18 protein-coding genes are annotated in these 17,378 nt (G+C 58.6%); 10 read left to right on the top strand and 8 right to left on the bottom strand.

Annotated features, from left to right (window positions below; genetic code table 11):
* Positions 1-17 precede the first annotated feature (17 nt).
* From ASC96_RS17115 to ASC96_RS17105, 3 genes are read right to left on the bottom strand one after another with little or no spacing between them, the layout of a single operon-like run.
* The gene (locus ASC96_RS17115; protein ID WP_060504350.1) at positions 18-1,145 is read right to left on the bottom strand and encodes an ABC transporter substrate-binding protein; all 1,128 of its coding nucleotides are present in this window, start codon (positions 1,143-1,145) and stop codon (positions 18-20) included.
* Between the two features lie 43 nt (positions 1,146-1,188).
* Positions 1,189-2,322 (bottom strand): ABC transporter ATP-binding protein, encoded by a 1,134-nt coding sequence (locus ASC96_RS17110; RefSeq protein WP_060504349.1) that lies wholly within the window; start codon positions 2,320-2,322, stop codon positions 1,189-1,191.
* A complete protein-coding gene (locus tag ASC96_RS17105) occupies positions 2,322-4,175 on the bottom strand; it encodes an iron ABC transporter permease (protein ID WP_060504348.1) in 1,854 nt (617 codons plus the stop codon). The genes ASC96_RS17110 and ASC96_RS17105 overlap by 1 nt, the downstream gene beginning before the upstream one ends.
* A 527-nt stretch (positions 4,176-4,702) precedes the next feature.
* On the opposite strand from ASC96_RS17105, the gene ASC96_RS17100 reads away from it, so the two are divergent.
* Entirely contained in the window at positions 4,703-5,689 is a 987-nt protein-coding gene (locus ASC96_RS17100; protein WP_060504347.1) for a LacI family DNA-binding transcriptional regulator, read from the top strand.
* On the opposite strand, the gene ASC96_RS17095 is transcribed toward ASC96_RS17100, so the two are convergent.
* The 5 genes from ASC96_RS17095 to ASC96_RS33205 all read right to left on the bottom strand — a co-directional run bounded on the left by ASC96_RS17095 (position 5,686) and on the right by ASC96_RS33205 (position 11,251).
* A complete protein-coding gene (locus ASC96_RS17095; RefSeq protein WP_060504346.1) occupies positions 5,686-7,329 on the bottom strand; it encodes a Na/Pi cotransporter family protein in 1,644 nt (547 codons plus the stop codon). The genes ASC96_RS17100 and ASC96_RS17095 overlap by 4 nt on opposite strands.
* Before the next feature lie 78 nt (positions 7,330-7,407).
* Positions 7,408-9,090, bottom strand: a complete 1,683-nt coding sequence (locus ASC96_RS17090) for a metallophosphoesterase (RefSeq protein WP_060504345.1) — start codon at positions 9,088-9,090, stop codon at positions 7,408-7,410.
* 2 nt (positions 9,091-9,092) lie between these two features.
* Complete coding sequence (locus ASC96_RS17085) at positions 9,093-9,692, bottom strand: dual specificity protein phosphatase (protein ID WP_060504344.1); 600 nt, start codon at positions 9,690-9,692, stop codon at positions 9,093-9,095.
* A gap of 53 nt (positions 9,693-9,745) precedes the next feature.
* Entirely contained in the window at positions 9,746-10,585 is an 840-nt protein-coding gene (locus ASC96_RS17080) for an inositol monophosphatase (RefSeq protein WP_060504343.1), read from the bottom strand.
* A gap of 132 nt (positions 10,586-10,717) precedes the next feature.
* Complete coding sequence (locus ASC96_RS33205) at positions 10,718-11,251, bottom strand: HAMP domain-containing sensor histidine kinase (protein WP_060504342.1); 534 nt, start codon at positions 11,249-11,251, stop codon at positions 10,718-10,720.
* A gap of 233 nt (positions 11,252-11,484) precedes the next feature.
* Here ASC96_RS33205 and ASC96_RS33860 point away from each other — a divergent pair, with 233 nt between their 5' ends.
* From ASC96_RS33860 to ASC96_RS17035, 9 genes are all read left to right on the top strand, one after another.
* Positions 11,485-11,811 (top strand): nitrilase-related carbon-nitrogen hydrolase, encoded by a 327-nt coding sequence (locus ASC96_RS33860; protein ID WP_244482120.1) that lies wholly within the window; start codon positions 11,485-11,487, stop codon positions 11,809-11,811.
* Between the two features lie 137 nt (positions 11,812-11,948).
* Positions 11,949-12,227 (top strand): hypothetical protein, encoded by a 279-nt coding sequence (locus ASC96_RS34395; protein WP_348270809.1) that lies wholly within the window; start codon positions 11,949-11,951, stop codon positions 12,225-12,227.
* Complete coding sequence (locus ASC96_RS34390; RefSeq protein WP_348270808.1) at positions 12,190-12,549, top strand: hypothetical protein; 360 nt, start codon at positions 12,190-12,192, stop codon at positions 12,547-12,549. Before ASC96_RS34395 ends, ASC96_RS34390 begins: the two co-directional genes overlap by 38 nt.
* A gap of 318 nt (positions 12,550-12,867) precedes the next feature.
* Positions 12,868-13,290: a hypothetical protein gene (locus tag ASC96_RS17060; RefSeq protein WP_060504340.1), complete on the top strand. Its 423-nt coding sequence runs from the start codon at positions 12,868-12,870 to the stop codon at positions 13,288-13,290.
* Between the two features lie 121 nt (positions 13,291-13,411).
* The gene (locus ASC96_RS17055) at positions 13,412-14,002 is read left to right on the top strand and encodes a hypothetical protein (protein ID WP_060504339.1); all 591 of its coding nucleotides are present in this window, start codon (positions 13,412-13,414) and stop codon (positions 14,000-14,002) included.
* A gap of 240 nt (positions 14,003-14,242) precedes the next feature.
* A complete protein-coding gene (locus ASC96_RS17050; RefSeq protein ID WP_162246368.1) occupies positions 14,243-14,995 on the top strand; it encodes an AraC family transcriptional regulator in 753 nt (250 codons plus the stop codon).
* A 68-nt stretch (positions 14,996-15,063) separates the two neighbouring features.
* The gene (locus tag ASC96_RS17045) at positions 15,064-15,687 is read left to right on the top strand and encodes a LysE family transporter (RefSeq protein WP_060504337.1); all 624 of its coding nucleotides are present in this window, start codon (positions 15,064-15,066) and stop codon (positions 15,685-15,687) included.
* 201 nt (positions 15,688-15,888) lie between these two features.
* Entirely contained in the window at positions 15,889-16,674 is a 786-nt protein-coding gene (locus tag ASC96_RS17040; RefSeq protein WP_060504336.1) for an ATP-binding cassette domain-containing protein, read from the top strand.
* The gene (locus ASC96_RS17035) at positions 16,674-17,378 is read left to right on the top strand and encodes an ABC transporter permease subunit (protein ID WP_060504335.1); all 705 of its coding nucleotides are present in this window, start codon (positions 16,674-16,676) and stop codon (positions 17,376-17,378) included. Before ASC96_RS17040 ends, ASC96_RS17035 begins: the two co-directional genes overlap by 1 nt.

Here is a 17,378-nt window from a genome sequence, read left to right as displayed (position 1 = left end):
GTTCCCTGATCTTCCCGTTATTTCTGATAGTTCAACCGCCAGAAGTCCTGCCAGGTCTCGCGCTGATCCCAGTCATCGAGGCTGGTTGCCATGCTGTAGGGCAGGACCTGGTCGAGAACGGCGCCGATACCGGACGGCTCGTCGGCAGGGGGCTTGACCTCGGTATTGGTTGACATCTTGCCGTCGATCGCCTGCGGTGCGATGCCCTCTTCGGTCATCACGTAGTGGATGAACAGCTTGGCGGCGTTCGGGCTGTTGGTGCCCTTGGTGATCAGGCCGACGCCGGGATAGAGCCAGCCAAGCCATGGCTTCAGGTCCTTGCAGAGACCGAGCTTCATGCCCTTGTCGGCATTGTCGCGGAATTTCGCCGAACTGATCAGGCCCATGAAAGGCTCTTTCTGACCGGGAACACCGACGGCTTCGGCTGCCGCGGCATCGGCATCTGTAAGCAGCGGCGCGTTGGCGGCGAGCGCCTTGATCCAGGCCGCGGTGGCGCTCGTCTCTCCGGTCTGGAGGTCCTTGCCATAAAACTCCTTGTAGGCACCGGCGACCTTGTCGTCGCCATGCTTGGCCATCTGGTTGAACCAGTCGACATAGGACGCTTTGCCGAGCGGATCCTGCATGGCGACCTTGCCCTTCCACTTCGGCTCCGTCAGTTCCCAGATATTGGCAACGGGGCACTTGTCGAAGAGTTCGGTGTTGTAGGCCCAGACATTGGCGCTGGTGACGACCGTCAGAGGGTCCTGGTACTCGGCGGGAATGGTCTTGGCGAGATCCGGCGGCAGCCAGCTTTCGGCAAACCCCTGCGGGATGAGCTGGGCCATGGCGGCCGGTGCATCGCTGATGATCGACACGTCGCCCTGGATGTTGTTGGCGCGCGCTTCGCGAATGATCATCTCAAGCTGGGCCGTTGCCTTGACCTTCGAGCCTTCGGCCCCGACGCCGTATTTCTTGGCAAAATTCTCAGCCATTTCGACGATCTTGCCGGTGCTGTCATAAACCGTGATCGGCTTTTCCTGCTTGGCTGCCTCGATCAGCGCATTGAGGTCGAAAGGCTCCTCCGCCTTCGCCGCACCGCCAAGCAATGTTAAGATGGCCGTTGCACATAGCAGGGTGTGCCTGCCGCCTGTCATTTTACGCTTCATACTGCTCCTCCTTCAGCAAGCATATGTCCGTTTCCTGGTGATCTTAGTTGTAGGTACTGCTCCTCAGCAGCGCGTCGGCTTCGGTTATGCGCTGACCGTCCGCATCGAAAACATGAAGGGCTTCGGCCGGAACATGGAAAAACACGCGATCGCCGCTATCGACGCGCGGCAGCGCATGCGTGGTCAGGAACAGCGTATGGTTCTCGCTCCTCAATTCGAGAATCCAGCTGCCCCCCGTTGGCAGCACGCCAGTCACTGTCATTTCGCCGGAGAAGCTGCCCTGCGGCACATCGTCGATCTTGGCTGCGTAACCCATGGCTTCCGGCCGCATGCCGATGGAGCCGATGCCGCGCAGCTGCGGATAGCGAGCCGCGAAATAGGTCTCGGCCTTGTCGGCGATATCGGAGGCGCCAGGTTTTCCAAACGTCAGGATGTTGATCGGCGGACTGCCGACGAATTCCGCGACGAAACGGTTGGCCGGGCGGTCGTAGATATCGTTGGGCGTACCCATCTGCTGCAGCGTGCCCTCATTCATGACGGCAATCGTCGTCGCCAGCGTCATGGCTTCCCACTGGTCATGGGTGACGAAAACGATGGTCGTCTTGAACTCCTTGTGCAGCCGCTTCAACTCGGCACGCATTTCCAGCCGCAGCCGCGCGTCCAGATTGGACAGCGGCTCATCGAGCAAAAGCACACCGGGATTGACGGCAAGCATGCGGGCGAGCGCCACGCGTTGCTGCTGCCCGCCCGAAAGCTGTGACGGATAGCGGTCGCGGTATTTGGCGATGTCGAGTGCCTGCATGACGCGCTCTACGCGCGCCTCACGTTCGGCCTTCGGCAGCTTGCGCAGGCGCAGGCCGAAATCGGTATTGCGTTCGATCGTCAGGTGGGGCCACAGCGCGTAACTCTGGAAGACGAGGCCCATTTCGCGCCTTTCCGGCGGGATGAAGATCCCGTCCGCGACGGAATCGATGACCCGGTCTCCGACGCGGATTTCGCCACCGGAAAGGTTTTCGAGGCCGGCGATCATGCGCAGCGTCGTGGTCTTGCCGCAGCCGGACGGGCCAAGCAGGCACATGAATTCACCGTCGCGGATTTCGAGGTCGAGGTCGGAAACCGCGTTGGCGGAGTTTACACCGTAGTTCTTCTGCGCACCGCGCAAGTTGATGGTAGGCATCAGCTTCCAAGTCCTTCTGCAAGATTTGTACGGGTCAGCTTCTGGGCCAAAAGCGTACCGAAATAGGCGATGGCGGCGATGATCAGCACCACGGCATTTGCGGCTTGCGTGTAGTGATAATCGACCAGCCGCAGGGAATAGGTGGTCAGCACGTCCGTGCTCGGCACAGCCAGGATGACGAAGAGGCTGAGCCCCTTGATGCCCGAGATAAACGGCAGGAGCACGCCTGTCACCAGCGATCCCTTCTGGATCGGGATGACGATGGAAATCATGCGGCGGAACCAGCCGGCACCAGCGATCTGGGCTGCTTCTTCCGGATCCTTGCCGAGCTGGGTCATGGCGGAGATGCCTGCACGTGAAGCGTAAGGCATCTGGTCGGCGATGAGAGCCAGAATAAGGATGGTTACCGTGCCATAGAGAGCTGGCATTGGGCCGCGCGGAACGGCAAACAGCGAAAGATAGGCCGCTGCAAAGGCAATTCCGGGAACCAGGTAGGGAAGGAATGTGACCTGGCGCAGATAGACGGACAGGGCGCGAACCGGTGTGCGAATGACGACATAGCCGACGAGCAGACCGAGGACCCCGGACACCAGGGACGCGAGCCCAACGATCATCATCGTGTTTTTGGCTGCAGCCCATAGCTCGGGGCTGAGCAGGATGCCTGTCTGCAGCGCCACGGTATGAAGGTCGGTGCCGATCCAGTAGTCGAGGGTGAAATTGTCGAGCGTGAATTTCGCCGGCATCTTCATCACGGTCGACAGCGCAAGCGTCAGCAGCGGCAGGCCGACGGAGAGAATGAAGACCGTTGCTGCAAAGCCCGTCGCCGGGAGACGCATCTTGCCGAGGCGGCTCTGCCTGTTCATCGAGCCCTTTGAACCAATGGTGACAAAGCGGCGGGCTTCGCGCACCAGCCGTGCGTCGATCATCAGTGTGATTATGCCAATGAGCATGATCGATGCGGCCACGACCCCGGCAACGCCGGTTTGGCGGGATGCGATGCTGCGGAACAGCGAGGTCGAGAGGACTTCGAACTTGACCGGAAGGCCGAGCACATAGGGAACTCCGAATTCGCCAAGGCATTTTGCGAAAATCAGCACCATCGAAGACAAAAGCGCCGGACGCATCAGCGGCATGATGATCTGGATGGCAACCTGGTAGCGGTGAGCGCCGAGGATTCGAGCGGAGTCCTCCAGCTGTGAATCGAAGCGGCGGAGCGCCGAGCCGAACAACAGGATGACGAAAGGCGTGTAATGCAGCGCCAGAATGATGGTGATCGGAAAGCGGCCATAGGCGACCCAGTCCGGCGGCGTAAAACCCATGGCCTCGAACCAGCCGGGCTGGCCGCCGATCGTGCGATTCTTGAACAGCGTCGTCCAGGCCAGCGCAAACGTCCAGGCGGGCAGCATGTAAGGCACGATCAGGGCCGTTGCGAACCAGCGTCGGCCGAACATATCCGTACGGCTGATCAGCCAGGCAAGCACGGTGCCGATAACAAGGGACAGCGAGATGGCCCCGAGCGCTACGGTGAGGGTGTTGAACAGCGGCCGCCAGAAGAGATCGTGTGCGACCGGTGAGAAGAACGCCCGGTCAATGTAGTAAAGCGTGAGATCGCCGACATCCTTGCCGAGACGCCGCTCATGCCCGAATTGCACGCGCACTGCGTCGAGAACGATCGAGATGATCGGAACAACGATCAGATAGGTAAAGATGAGAGCCGTCAGGACGCCGACGAGTGTCGTTGGTTCGCGCAACGCAACCTTTAAGCGGTATCGCCAGGCCTGCCATGCCGAAGGCGTGGCGACCGGCTTTCGAACCAGACCCTCCACTTTCGCTGTTTCACTTAGAAGTGCCATTATATTCCCTCGCAACCACAGCATTGCCCCTGCCCTCCGGCAGATACCTTCAAATACGTCGCGTTCTCCCGTGACGGGCTGACACGATGCGCTTGGGCGCGGGCAATGGTTTCAATCCTCCAGCATCAGGCCGGGCCTACTTGACGGCGATGATGCGGCTCCTCCCAGAGGCATCGTTTCTTCAGAAAAATGGAATAAATATTCCGTTTTTTGGATCACCTTGGAATACATGATCTATCGGCATCGCCGTTTTGTCAACGAAAAAATGCACACGCGGTCATTAGTTTATCTATTTGATTTTATGTGGTTATTTTTGCGTGTTTTGCACAAAGTTTCGCGCGCTCTGCGAACGTGTGCCTCTTCGCAAACGATGCATCGCAATCGCCTGAAGCCGGATGCACGTTCATCGACGGTGGATTGCGCGTGTCTCGCTGCTCCGACTCTGCATCGGCGCAAATTTTTAGGTTGGAAAAACCAATACAATGTGGCCTGTAATATCAGGCACTTGATTTGAATTGGGGACGTGCATGGCAAGAGGCTTCGTAACGGCCGAGGAAGTGGCCAAGAAGGCCGGGGTTTCGCGCTCGGCTGTTTCGCGCACATTCACCCCCGGCGGTAGCGTCTCACAGTCGGTTCGGCGCAAGGTCCTAAAAGCTGCCCGTGACTTGGGCTACCGTGTCAATCGTCTGGCCCAGGGGCTGAACAACGACCGGTCGAACTTGATTGGCGTTGTCGGAACAAATCTCAGTTCGCCCTTCATTTCCAAGCAGCTTGATCTCCTGAGCCTCGGCCTCCTGCGGCGCGGGCTGCAATGTCTTTTGCTGAATGCGGCAGACGCCCGCAAGGATATCGCGCCGCTCATCGAGCTTCTCTTCGAATTCCGTGCGCAGGCAATCGTGGTCCTTTCCGGCGAGCCGCCAGCATCGATTATCGACGAGTGCATGGCCAATGGTGTCAGGCTCATCCTGATCAATCAGAGGCTCGACCGCACGGATACAAATATGGTGCTGAGCGACGATTCCCATGGAGCCGATCTCGCCGCGATGCGCCTGATCGAGGCTCGGTGCCGAAAAGTCGCGGTGATATCCAGCGCAAGCCAGACACCGGCACAGGTGCGGCGAGCGACGGCCTTCAGCAAACGCATGGCCATGGAAGGTGCCGAAGTCGTTTCCTGGTTCGACGGCCCGACAAGCTATGAAAGTGGCTATCAGGCGGGGTGCGACCTGTTAGGCGATAAAGCAATTGATGGCGCATTCTGCGTGACGGATCTGCTTGCACTGGGCTTTACAGATGCTGCCCGGTTGGAAATGGGCCGTCGTGTACCGGAAGACCTGTCGATTGTCGGCTTTGACGACATTCCGCAGGCCGGTTGGAAGAGCTATCAATTGACGACGGTCAGGCAGTCCGTCGACGCCTTGACCGAGAAGGTATTGACGGCGCTTGCAAGCGACGAGCCGGAAACCCGGCTCCAAATCGTACCTGTCGCCTTGGTCGAGCGCATTACCGCCCGTTAAAGCGCCTGCTTGATCCGGCTTTCGCTCAGAAGGCCGCTTTGGTCCAGGATTGGGTGGGCGACCGAGGCGATATGGGCATTGATCCGCTTCAAATCGCGCAGCATGTCGAGATGCACGGAACTCGTCTGAATGCTGTCGGCCCGGCCGTCGCGAAGGCGCTGCAGGTGCCGTTCGGCGGATTGCTTTTCCAGCCGGCGCACATCTTCCTTCACTTCAACCAACCGGCGCGCGAGATCCGCATTCTGGGTCGCGAATACCGTTTGCGCCATGCGGATATTGTCGAGCGTGATGGTGAAAAGCTGCTCGAGCTCGTTCTTGCCGTCGCCGGAGAATTGCAGGCCGAGATTGATCTTCTTGGCAATTTCCGGGCGAATCCCCTTCTCGATGATGTCGCCGATATGTTCGAGATTGATGGCATATTCGACGATATCCATGGCGCGTCGATGGTCCTTGCCGCTTAACCCGTCCTGACCGACCTTCGAGACATAGACCTTGATCCCATGCTGGATGTGGTCCACCCGCCCCTCCAACACGCTGATGCCGGCGAGCTTGGACAGATCGTTGTGGCGCATGGCCTCACTGGCCTGCACCAGCATGCGCTCGATCAAATCGCCCACCAGCATGACCTCACGGCTTGCCCCAGCCAGGGCTGCGACCGGCCGGTCGAGATCATGGCTGTCGAGATAACTACGATCGCCATCGTCTTCCTTCTTCTCCGGAAGAAGGACCGTGGTTGCGCGCAAAAGCAGCGGCGATAGCGGCCAGGCGATGATGGCAACGGCGACATTGAAAAGCAGATGCGCATCAACAGCGAAATTGGTGTGCGAGAAAGGCGACATTTCCAGCAGCCCGGCGCCATACCCGGCGAGTGGAAGGGCCGCAACACAGCCGATCGCCCGTACGATGAGGTTGCCAAGAGTGACCCGGCGGGCAGAAACCGGCGCCTTCAACGTTGCCAGCACGGGTGGAATAGCGCCTCCAAGATTGGCACCGAGAACCAGCACGATGACCAGACTGGTATCAATGCTGCCGTTTGCCGCGAGCGACAGGATCAGAACGACGATGGCAAGGCTTGAGGATGCCAGGACTGCGAGAACCGCCGAGAAGATCAGCGCGACGGGCCAGGCATTGCCGAGCATGGTGATGAACAGGCTGAGCGCCGGGGATTGCCGTATGGGATCGGTCGCAGCGGAAAGCAGGTGCAGCGAAAGCAGCATCATGCCGACGCCGACGAGAGCGGCACCCGCCCCCTGTCGCGGTGCCGACTTGGTGCGCGAAAGAATGACACCGGCAAGGATCAACATCGGCGAAAGCCAACCGAGGCCAAGGGCAACGATCCACGCCGTTGTTGCCGTGCCGACATTGGCACCAAGCAATACGATTTGCGCCATGGCCGGAACGATCAGATCCTTCTCGACGAAAGAGGCCACCATCAAGGCTGTTGCCGTGGAACTCTGCAGGGCGACCGTTGCGATGAAGCCGGCGATGAAGGAGCGGAGCCCACCACGCGTGCCGGCGGCCAACCCGATGCGTAGCTTGGCGCCAAAGGCACGCGTCATGCCCTCCTTGATCTGGCCGAGCCCAAACAGCAGCAGTGCAACGGCGCCGAAGAGATTGAGGCTGATAACAATCGATTCCATCAGATCACCTCGCTTGCTGTCGGGGGTCGCAGATACGCAATTCATGGACGGCCTCGCCCGTCGGAAGGCGGTCCGCGGTCATACCGCGAGCAGTTCGTGCCGCGGTGCAAGGTCTACCGTTATCCTCCGCGACCCGCGTTCGGCGCGGTCGAGAAACAGCCCGAGTGCGCCGAAGAAAATGCCAAGAAAGCCCTCAAGGGTGCCGTCGTGATCCTCAGGTTCGTGGCCGAAGCGCTCCGCCAGTGCGCGATACAGGACGAGCCTTTCGGGCTCGATATGTGGCAATGCCAACGCTGCTCCCTGGCGAAGGCAGTACCAGTCGGCGATCAAATCCAGCATCGGCAGAGCGGCAGACAGAACTGCGTCGGCCGGCGGCCCGGGTTTTCTGCTGAACGAGCCAAGGACCTCCGCAACGGTGCGATCCTGGATCGCTGCCACGATATTGGCCGGCCATTCTTTCAGGAAATAGCGATGCCGGACCAGCGCGCGCTTGTGGCAGCGCAGGAAGGCGCCGTAGTTGCCGGCCGTGAAGGCAGGGTCCATCCCCTCGCCGGCAAGCTCAGTTTCCCGCGCATATCCGGCACTGATTGGGCCGCTGACCGGCAATGCGGACATTTCCACGGTTTCGATGGCGATCGCATCCTGCGATGGATGAACGACCTTGAACGCGGGTGGGAAGGCGACGAGCGATGGCACGGCGATATTGGTCAACGATCGATCCGCAGCCTCCCGCCGCGTGACACCTTCGACATGCAGATGCCCGCTAAAATGGACGGCGAGTCCCGCCTGCAGCAAGGCATCTTCAACCGCCTTGCGCGGCGTCCGGCGCACACCATTGGTTTCACCAAACAGCGCGCCTTCGGCACGGGTTGCTCCGTCAAAGGGATCAAGGGCGGGATAGTGAGAGAAGGCAAGCAGCGTCTTGCCAAGGGCCTGCGCCCTGCGGCTGACATCGGCAATCCAGTCGATGATGAAGGGCTTGCTGCGCAAAAGTGCATTCCAGCCGCCCGATGTACTGTCGGTGAAGGCCGCTTCTTCTCCTGCCTCGAAGATGCCGTCGTGTGGTTCAAAGATGTTGGCGTCGATCATCAACAACCAGAGCCCGGCTTCAGGCTCGACGAGATACGAAGCGTCCATCAATCGGTAGACATTCCTGCCATCCGGCGAGCAAACGTCGTAGAGACGATCTTCCGGCGCATCGGATTCGCCGAAAGGTGTTTCCCAGTGCAAGTAGTCAGGGTGACGAAAATAACCGAAGGCAGCCATGGGACTAAGGCCCGCGGGATAGCCTTCGCAATACATGCCACCGTTGATAACGACACGCTCACCAGCAAGCCGGGTATCACTGGAAACGGAAAGGCCGCGACCGTCCTCCGCCAGGAATTCCTTGATATGGTGCCGACCGCGCGGGCCGAAGATATCGTGGTTGCCCGGCAGCGCGTAGAAGCCGGTGCCATACTTATCGCTGTGGCGCTGCAGGATGCTTTTCAGCATTCCGGTGGTGGCCCGCTGCCCATCGTCGGTATAGTCGCCGAGCAGCACGACATGGCGGATACCCCGGCGTTGCACCTCGTCGAGCGCCGCATGCAGCGCATCGGCACTTTCGTTGAAGACGCGGGTAGACTGGCGGGTGTCCGACCAACTGCGCATGGTTATGCGCTGGCCATCGATCTCGATGCCGGGAAAGCCGAAATCGGCGGCCGTGTCATGGAAATGAGCGTCGGCGATGACGGCGACTGACGGGAGATTGCGTGTCAGCATGATTACAGCTGCTTCCTGCCTTCGATGATGTCAATCCATTCAGAAGCGCGACGGGCGGCGGCATAGAGCATCGGTTTTGGCGTTTCGAACCATTCATCCGGCCGCAATTCCCGCTTTTCGCGGATCACGGCGACTGCATCGTCCAAAGTGGGGTAAAGATGCGGCTGCTGCTTGTGCAGAAAAAGCGCCACCAGCGAGACGGACCGGCTGCGACCGCTCCGGCAGTTGACCAGCACGTTGCCGCCGTCCAGAAAGGGATAGGTTTCCCGCTTCGGCATCGTCTGCCGCAGCGCGCCATCGAGAATATAATAGGCGCCAAGCATCATCGTGTCCGGGCTGCCTTCTCCATCGATCAGGCCGAGCTTGTAATACCGAATGTCGCCGTAGCCGCTTGCCCGCAGATCGCCCTCTTCCCCTGCCCCCGACACAAAATTTATATCGAGATTGACCGCGCAATTGACCACCGTGGTAATACCGTGCTGGCGCAGAAGCCCAAGATCGCGTGCACCATCGCTGCCACCGATGTAAAGCGCTGCGCCATGCGGGCCAAGGCCTTCGCCAATCAGGCTGATTGCAGGCCGGCTATAAACGGGTCCATCCATTTCTACTCCTTCGCACGCACGCGGCGCGCCCTTCACAGGCTCGTCTTCAGAAATCAGGCCGACGTTGCCAACTGCAAGTCCTGCACTTGCGATGCGGCGAGCGGAATATTCGAAGCCTTGCTGACACCCCGCGCGACGCCCGCGGCGGCGGCGAGCACCGGCCCGCCATCCTTCAAGCTGCCGATATCGAGGAACGGGCAGACGTCCCCACCAGCTTCGCTGACAAGTAGCAGGCCCGCGAGGCAATCCCAGGAATTCATGTGCAACTCGATATAACCATCCGAGCGGCCATCGGCGACATAAGCGAGCGCCAAAGCGCCAGACCCCGCGCGGCGGACATTGGTGCCCATATCGAGCAGATTCTTGATGACATCGAGATAGGTGGCGTTCGGCACGCGGGTCGACCATCCCATTTCGATGGAGGCCGCATCGAAGCGCTTTGTGTCAGCGACCTTGATCGGCAGCCCATTGCGCGTTGCGCCTTCGCCGCGGCGGGCGAAATGGAGTTCATCGAGGGCAGGATTGTAGATGGCTCCGATTTCGGTGCGGCCATTTTCGACATAGGCGATGGAAATACAAAAATGCGGGATGCCACGGGCAAAATTGGCTGTTCCATCGACCGGATCGACGACCCAGACCCGCTCGGCAATATCGCCACCACCCTCTTCCCCAAAAAAGCTGTCATTCGGAAAATGCGCTGAAAGCGCATCTCGAATATGCGCTTCGGAAGCAGCATCCGTGACCGTCAGGAAATCCTGGGGGCCCTTCATCGAATAGTTGCGCGTTGCCTCGCCGTGAAACCCGTTCAATACCAGCTCTCCGGCAGAGCGAATGACGTCGCGGCAGAGGTCGGCACGAGCTTCCAATGTGTCTGGGTAGGACTTTGATTCCATGGACTCTAACCGTAGATAGCGCGTTGAACACGTGTTCATATTGCACACGCGTTCAATCTTTTCAAGCTAGATTGATGGACGCTATCCGCTCACTCGGCGGAGGCCAATATGCGGCATTGAACTAAACCATCACTACGCTATCCCGGGCAATCGGATGGAAGCCCTGAGCCCCGGCCCCGCGTTCTCAAGAGTGATCGTGCCGCCTGCGGCCTGAACGATGCTTTCGCTGATTGAAAGTCCGAGGCCAGCTCCCCCGCTTGTCGTATCCAGACGGCCGCCGCGCCGAAGCACGTAAGGCAGAAGCGTTTCCGGAATTCCGGGACCATCGTCGCGAATGTCAATCTCCACCATCGCCCCGTTTGGCTTCGCATGGATGGAGACTTCTTCCCTGCCATAGCGGGCCGCGTTTTCGCAGAGATTGCCAATGAGTTCAGCCAGATCGTCAGGATCAATCCGCACCTTCAGATTTACGGGAACAACGACGATCCACTCGATGTTCTGGCCGGCCGGGGTACGCTGGACAACGGCGATGACACTGGCGATTACCTTGGCCAGATTGGAGCTGGCATGATGGCTGCTATCGGCGATTCTCGCCCGCGCCATTTCATGGTCAACCAGCCGTCGCATGGACTTGATTACAGCGTCGATGTCTCGCGCCATATCCATTTGCCCCGCCGCCTTGAGCCTCTCCACATCGCCCGCTGGTCTGCCGCAAGCTGGGCGCCTCCTTCCTCGCCGAAAGGCTGGGTGGGTGTCCACACACTTCTTGGCCAATCAATGGGCCGCGGTTTTGATCTTGAGCAGCAACAGTTACTTATCAGGGCAGTGCGAGCGGAAGCGGCACTCGGAGCTCGAGTGTGGTCCTTCCCGGGAGCGCGCTTGGCTTCTGGACGCCGACGATGGAACGATATTGGCGAACAGCTCTGGAGGGAAGCGAAGTCACGGTGTTCGCCGGCGCTTCGGTGGTTGATCCTGCCGGTTACGACAACGTCGTGGTCGCAGTGAACAGGGATGGCGGATCGCCAGGGTATCGCCAGCGCATGCCGGTACCCGTGTCCATGTGGCAACCATGGCTGTCATGGTTGGGAAGAAGTGGCGGCGCCCGGGCCAACTTCTTCGCCAATCCGATCGTCGTCGTGGCCGGCGCTCGCGTTGCCACTCTGATTTGCTACGAGCAGCTGCTCACGTGGCCGTCCTGCAGTCGAAGCTTCATAAGCCTGATGTAATCGTCGCAAGCGGGAACGGCTGGTGGACGGCTGGAACCTCAATCGTCTAGATCCAGCGCACGAGTGCACTCGCCTGGGCAACTCTGTTCAACACCCCCATCATCGTATCCTTCAACACGTGAGCCTTTGGAACATCTATGTTTGATCCTGCCTTGATCACCAAATGCGCGGATCCAGCCCTGAAGCCCGCCATCATCGAACGGTTCATTGCCGAGGCCGGTTCCGAGAACCCCCTATCAGTTACCGTGAAATCCGGCGATCGGCTCGTTCTCGTGCCCGTTGCAAGGACGAGCGAGGAGGCGATGGCGATCGTGTCAAAATATGTTGGCCACGCGGTCGTCATGAGTTGGAGTTACGCGATACCCCGCCGGGATCGGTGTGAACGAAGCCTCCGAGCTAAAGGTCGACCTCGTTGACGCCTGCGAAAATATTCGTGTGGGGACCGGACTGTTCGCGAAGGTCTATCGCATCGTCACGAAATGGTATGGGTCTGAGCCGCCAGAGGCGTTCGATGATGCCGTCTATGCTTGGCAGAGGGGGTATTTCGAGGGTAGGTCCGTGTTTCTTGAGCCGGAGCCCGGGAAGCCGGAGACCGGCGCTGCTAACATAAAGTCTGAGAACCACGATGGTGCCCCATCTACGCTGGCCACCCCCGCGAAAGATGTGACCAGCCACGGGGACCACCCAGCGAGCGCTGATCCCCGCGTCGATCTATCGAGAATTAATGGATCCCAATGAGTGTTTCACCAATAATTCAATAACAACCCGATCCGGATCGTGGCAGTACCGAAGGTGATCTGTTGTGCGACTGACAATAGGACCGGCAGGGGTACTTGAATGCCCGATTTCGATTGCAAGCCCACCCGCTGATCAGTTGCTGCTATAGGCAACCGTGTCTGGGAAAAAGTGTTCGTGACATGACGGATACCAAGAAGCCTCCGCGCAGGGCGACAACGCTCTGAAATTTCTCGTCAATAAACTCGAAATAATATTCTGTGCATATTGACAGCGACTTAAAACGGTCGTGAACGATTTTCCCTAAGCAAGGACCCACCAATGGCTGATGATACGAATTTACCTCCTGCAGTCGACACTGCGTCCGCTGAGGCGGCTTCGAAGGCAAAAGAAAAAAAGACGCGCGCACCGCGGAAGCCAAAAGCCGCTGCGGAAGCTGTGGCTGACACTTCGGTAAGCGCGCCGGTAAAGAAGACCCGCGGTCCCGCAAAGAAAGCAGTGGCTGTGAGCGCGTCTGTTGCAGCAGAGTCGGCCGCAAAGGCACCAGCTCCGGCAAAGAAGGCCAAAGCTGCGAAGGCACAGCCCGGCAAGCGCGCGCCGAAACCCGAGGCCGCGCCGGTTGATACGGACGGTTTTGCCGAGCTTCTCAAGCTCGAAGAAGAAAACCAGAAGCTTCGTAAAGAGCTTTCCGGCAAACTCCGCGCCGAAAACGCTGATCTCCGTAGAAAGCTCGGGATAGCTTGATCGTAGACGATCGCCAACAGCCGCCGATGTAAAGCCGCTTGGCGACTAAAAACCGGGCTTGCATTGCAAGCCCGGTCTCCCGCTCTGTACTATGGACCAGCAAACGAGTCGGGAGACGACGATGAGATCACCCTGGCAACTATTCAAAGGCTTTGCATCACGCCGCAAGTCAGATGTTACCGTTGCATCGCCCGATGAGGCCGCGCCTACATCTGACCCGCAAGTTGATTTGTTCGAGCAGATCAATGCACGGCAAAGGGAATTGGAAGGGCGTCCTCAATCGATCGCTGACGGGAACAAAACAGACCGGCAGCCCGCTTCCGTCGGAGCAGACGCCCAGCAATCCTTACCTGCGGCGCAAACCGATCCCGTGCCTTCGCAGCCGGCAGCTAGCGTTGCACCGGAAGCACCTGACCAGCCCGCACCGGTAGCGACGGCCGTGACGACTATCGATGGGATCGGTGGGACAGAGACCGTTCCCAAAAAATCAAAAGGGCGACGGGCGAAAGCGGTTTCACCGCGAGAAAACCTAGGTAAGCGGGCGGTTTTCAAAACAGCGTTAGCCCAGCCTGTGGCGACGAAGAAAACGGCCACTGACGAAGCTAGTGAGCTAGACCTTGAAATCAAAAGTCTTCGATTGAAACTGTCTGCGAAATTGCTTGAGCAGAACGCCCAGTTGCGTCGTATGATCGACCGCTACGGCGGCACGTAAGATCGAGTCCAGTGGTGATGGTTTTACAAGTTCTGTCCATATAGCTTGGGAATTTACATCACTACCTTTTGGCGAGGTTGACGGTATTACACTTTATGCGTGTATCAGATAAGATACCTTATGGAACTTCTGGTGATGGAAGAGAGATCTTGGCCGATGTTCGGGAATCCTACGGCAAAAGCATACAAAATAAGATTGCGCCTCTATACATGCCGTATGAAGTTTTTCGGACGCCGCAATTTGTCAGGTATCGAAGTCGCCAGGCTCGACTGCGGCGGACATCACTTTGCGCCGCATTTCCACGACGAGTTCGTTCTTGGCGTCAATTTGCGCGGCCATGAGAGAATCAGGCTCGACAGGAAAGCGCTTGAGGCGGGTGAAGGAGAGATAACGCTCTACAATCCGGGGCAGGTTCAAAGCTCCCAGCCCGTCAGCAGCGAATGGCAATTCCTCAGCCTCTACGTCGATCCCGCCTTTCTCTCCGATGCCTTCGACCTGTCGCCGGAAACGGTCTTTGATCGCCCGATCCTCAAGCATAACGACGCAGCATTCCGCATGAAGTCGGCTATTGCTCATGCGCTCGATACTGACATTACCGAGACCGAGGCGTTGGAGCGCCTGATGCAGACATTGGACGATCTTCTCGTGCTTGCAGGATCGCGGCGGCCCGGCGTTTCGCGGCATGTCCCACCCGCACTCCAGCGAGTGGCCGATCGCCTGACCAGTCTTACACCTATGCCGACCCTTGCGGAACTGGCGGCGGAGGTTGACTTGACGCCGGTTCAACTCGTGCGGGCCTTTACCCGCACCTATGGTCTGCCGCCTTTTGCTTGGGCGTCAAACTGCCGGCTGAACGTAGCGCGCGTTCGCATGGAGAGAGGCGAGAACATCGCCTATGCCGCGGCCGATCTCGGTTTTGCGGATCAGGCGCATCTGACGCGCCGTTTCCGCGCTCAATACGGCGTCCCCCCTGGTCGATGGCGAAAGGGGTGAAATCACGTTCAAGACGGCAGATGAGGCGCAGGTCACAGGTTTGCGATCAATCCTGATCGGGAATTAGAATGACCGAACTCTTCATGTACGCTTTTGCCCTTGGTTTCATCTTTAATGCCATGCCGGGCGCGATTTTTGCGGAGAGCCTGCGCCGAGGCATGGCGGGAGGGTTTCGCCCTGCTCTGGACGTGCAGATCGGATCGCTCGCTGGGGACTTGATTTGGGCCGTTCTGGGCCTGCTCGGGGCGGCGGCGCTTTTCTCGCTTCCTTATGTCGAAAGGCCTCTTTCCATCGCTGGCGCTATGCTTCTCGGTTGGACAGCATGGCAAGCCCTGCGTGATGGGCTGTCGGCCATGCCGACCTTCGATCCTTCCTCGCCGGCCACCGCCGGACGGTCAGCTGTCGCAACCGGAGCCGCACTGTCACTCGCCAACCCTCAAAACATCACGTACTGGACCGGGCTCGGCGGGACTATCGCGGCGCTGGGAGTTGCTAACCCCGGCTGGACGGCATTCGCTTTGTTCCTTGCGGGTTTCATAGCTGCTTCGGTGCTGTGGTGCTTTATCTGCGCCGGCGCTATCGCGTGGACCCGCCGCTTTGTTGGGCCTCACACTTGGATGGCTCTCAATATCGGGTGTTCTGTCGGTCTCGCCTATTTCGCAGGGTTGGTATTGTTTCGATCGCTGGGCTGAACATTCGAGAGTCGCTGTCGCGTGACTCCCTAGATTTTTTGAGCGCTCGGCCTCTGAAATCAACCACTCAAGACTGCTGGCCACAAGGCCATCTGTCTCTCAAACACCGGTTTGATAGAGAGCTGTTACCATCGCCTCCCCTTCATCCTATCGTCCGTACACTGCTCAAGCAGAGCACAAACGTTTGGGAGCCGTCGTTGTATGGTAGAGGACGCAGCTGTCGCCCTTGATATCAAGGCAATTCACAAGAATTTTGGGTCATTGGAGGTGCTCAGGGGTATCGACCTATGCGCCCGCGATCACGACGTCGTTTCGATCATCGGCGCTTCGGGTTCTGGGAAGAGTACGTTTCTTCGATGCATTAACATGCTTGAACAGCCTTCGTCCGGGTCCATCTGCCTGAAAGGCGAAGAGCTCGTCCTAGAAAGCAGAGGCGGCAAACTTCATGCCAAGTACCCTAAGCAACTCGCAAAGATGCGATCCCGTCTTGGCATGGTCTTTCAGAGTTTCAATCTGTGGTCTCACATGACGGTGCTCGAAAATGTCATGGAAGCGCCAATCTCTGTCCTCGGGAAATCTAGGTCAGAAGCGATTGAACATGCCGACGCTCTGCTGGCCAAGGTCGGACTATATAACCGGCGAGATTATTATCCCTATCATATTTCAGGCGGCCAGCAGCAGCGTGTCGCCATTGCGAGGGCGCTCGCGATGAATCCCGATGTCATGCTGTTCGACGAGCCCACGTCCGCACTCGACCCGGAACTGGTGGGCGAAGTTCTGAGCGTGATGAAGGATCTGGCGGCAGAAGGTCGCACAATGTTGGTCGTAACCCATGAAATCGATTTCGCGAGGGATGTCTCCAACAAGGTAATTTACCTGCATGAGGGGGAGATCGAGGAACAGGGCTCACCGGTAGAGATCTTGAGCAAGCCATCTTCGGTTCATCTAAACCGCTTTCTCGCGCGCGCCAACCGTCGGTCCACCTAATGTTCGAGATCGTTCTCCCTTATGCGGGCTTCCTGCTGTCCGGGGCGCTGGTAACGATTAGCGTCGGCCTGACCTCGTTTACCCTGGCGCTCTTCTTTGGTCTATTCGGCGCATGGGGTAGCCTGAGAGGCCGCCCTCTCGTTCGACGAGTCGTGTCGTCCTACACGTTGGTGGTCCGCGCGATCCCTGATCTCGTGCTGATGCTGCTGATCTATTACGGCGGTCAAGCCCTGATAAACCAGATTGGTGACTGGACCGGCCTGTGGAATTACTATGAGATCAGCACATTCGGCGCGTCCACCACGACGATCGCCTTCATATTCGGCGCCTATATGACCGAGACGTTTCGAGGGGCAGCTCTGTGCATCCCGCGCGGGGAGATTGAAGCTAGCATCGCATTCGGAATTCCTAGATCCAGACAATTCACGCGCGTCATTCTTCCGCAACTGATGCGCTATGCATTGCCTGGAATGGGAAACAACTGGCAAGTCCTGATGAAAACGACCGCGCTCGTGTCGGTAATCGGGATGGAGGATATTGTCTTTAATAGCTTCCAGGCCGGGCGATCAAGCCACCACATGTTTCTCTTTCTCGCCGCCACGATGCTGGCATACCTGTTCACAACCGCAATCTCCGGGATCGTATTTTTCGCATTTGCGAAGAAATACGGTCTCAAGACACGCGCCGAAAACGCCTTGGATTGA

It is taken from the genome of Rhizobium sp. Root1204, assembly GCF_001424965.1.
GTDB lineage: Bacteria > Pseudomonadota > Alphaproteobacteria > Rhizobiales > Rhizobiaceae > Pararhizobium.
This window is presented reverse-complemented; position numbering and strand designations above follow the sequence as displayed.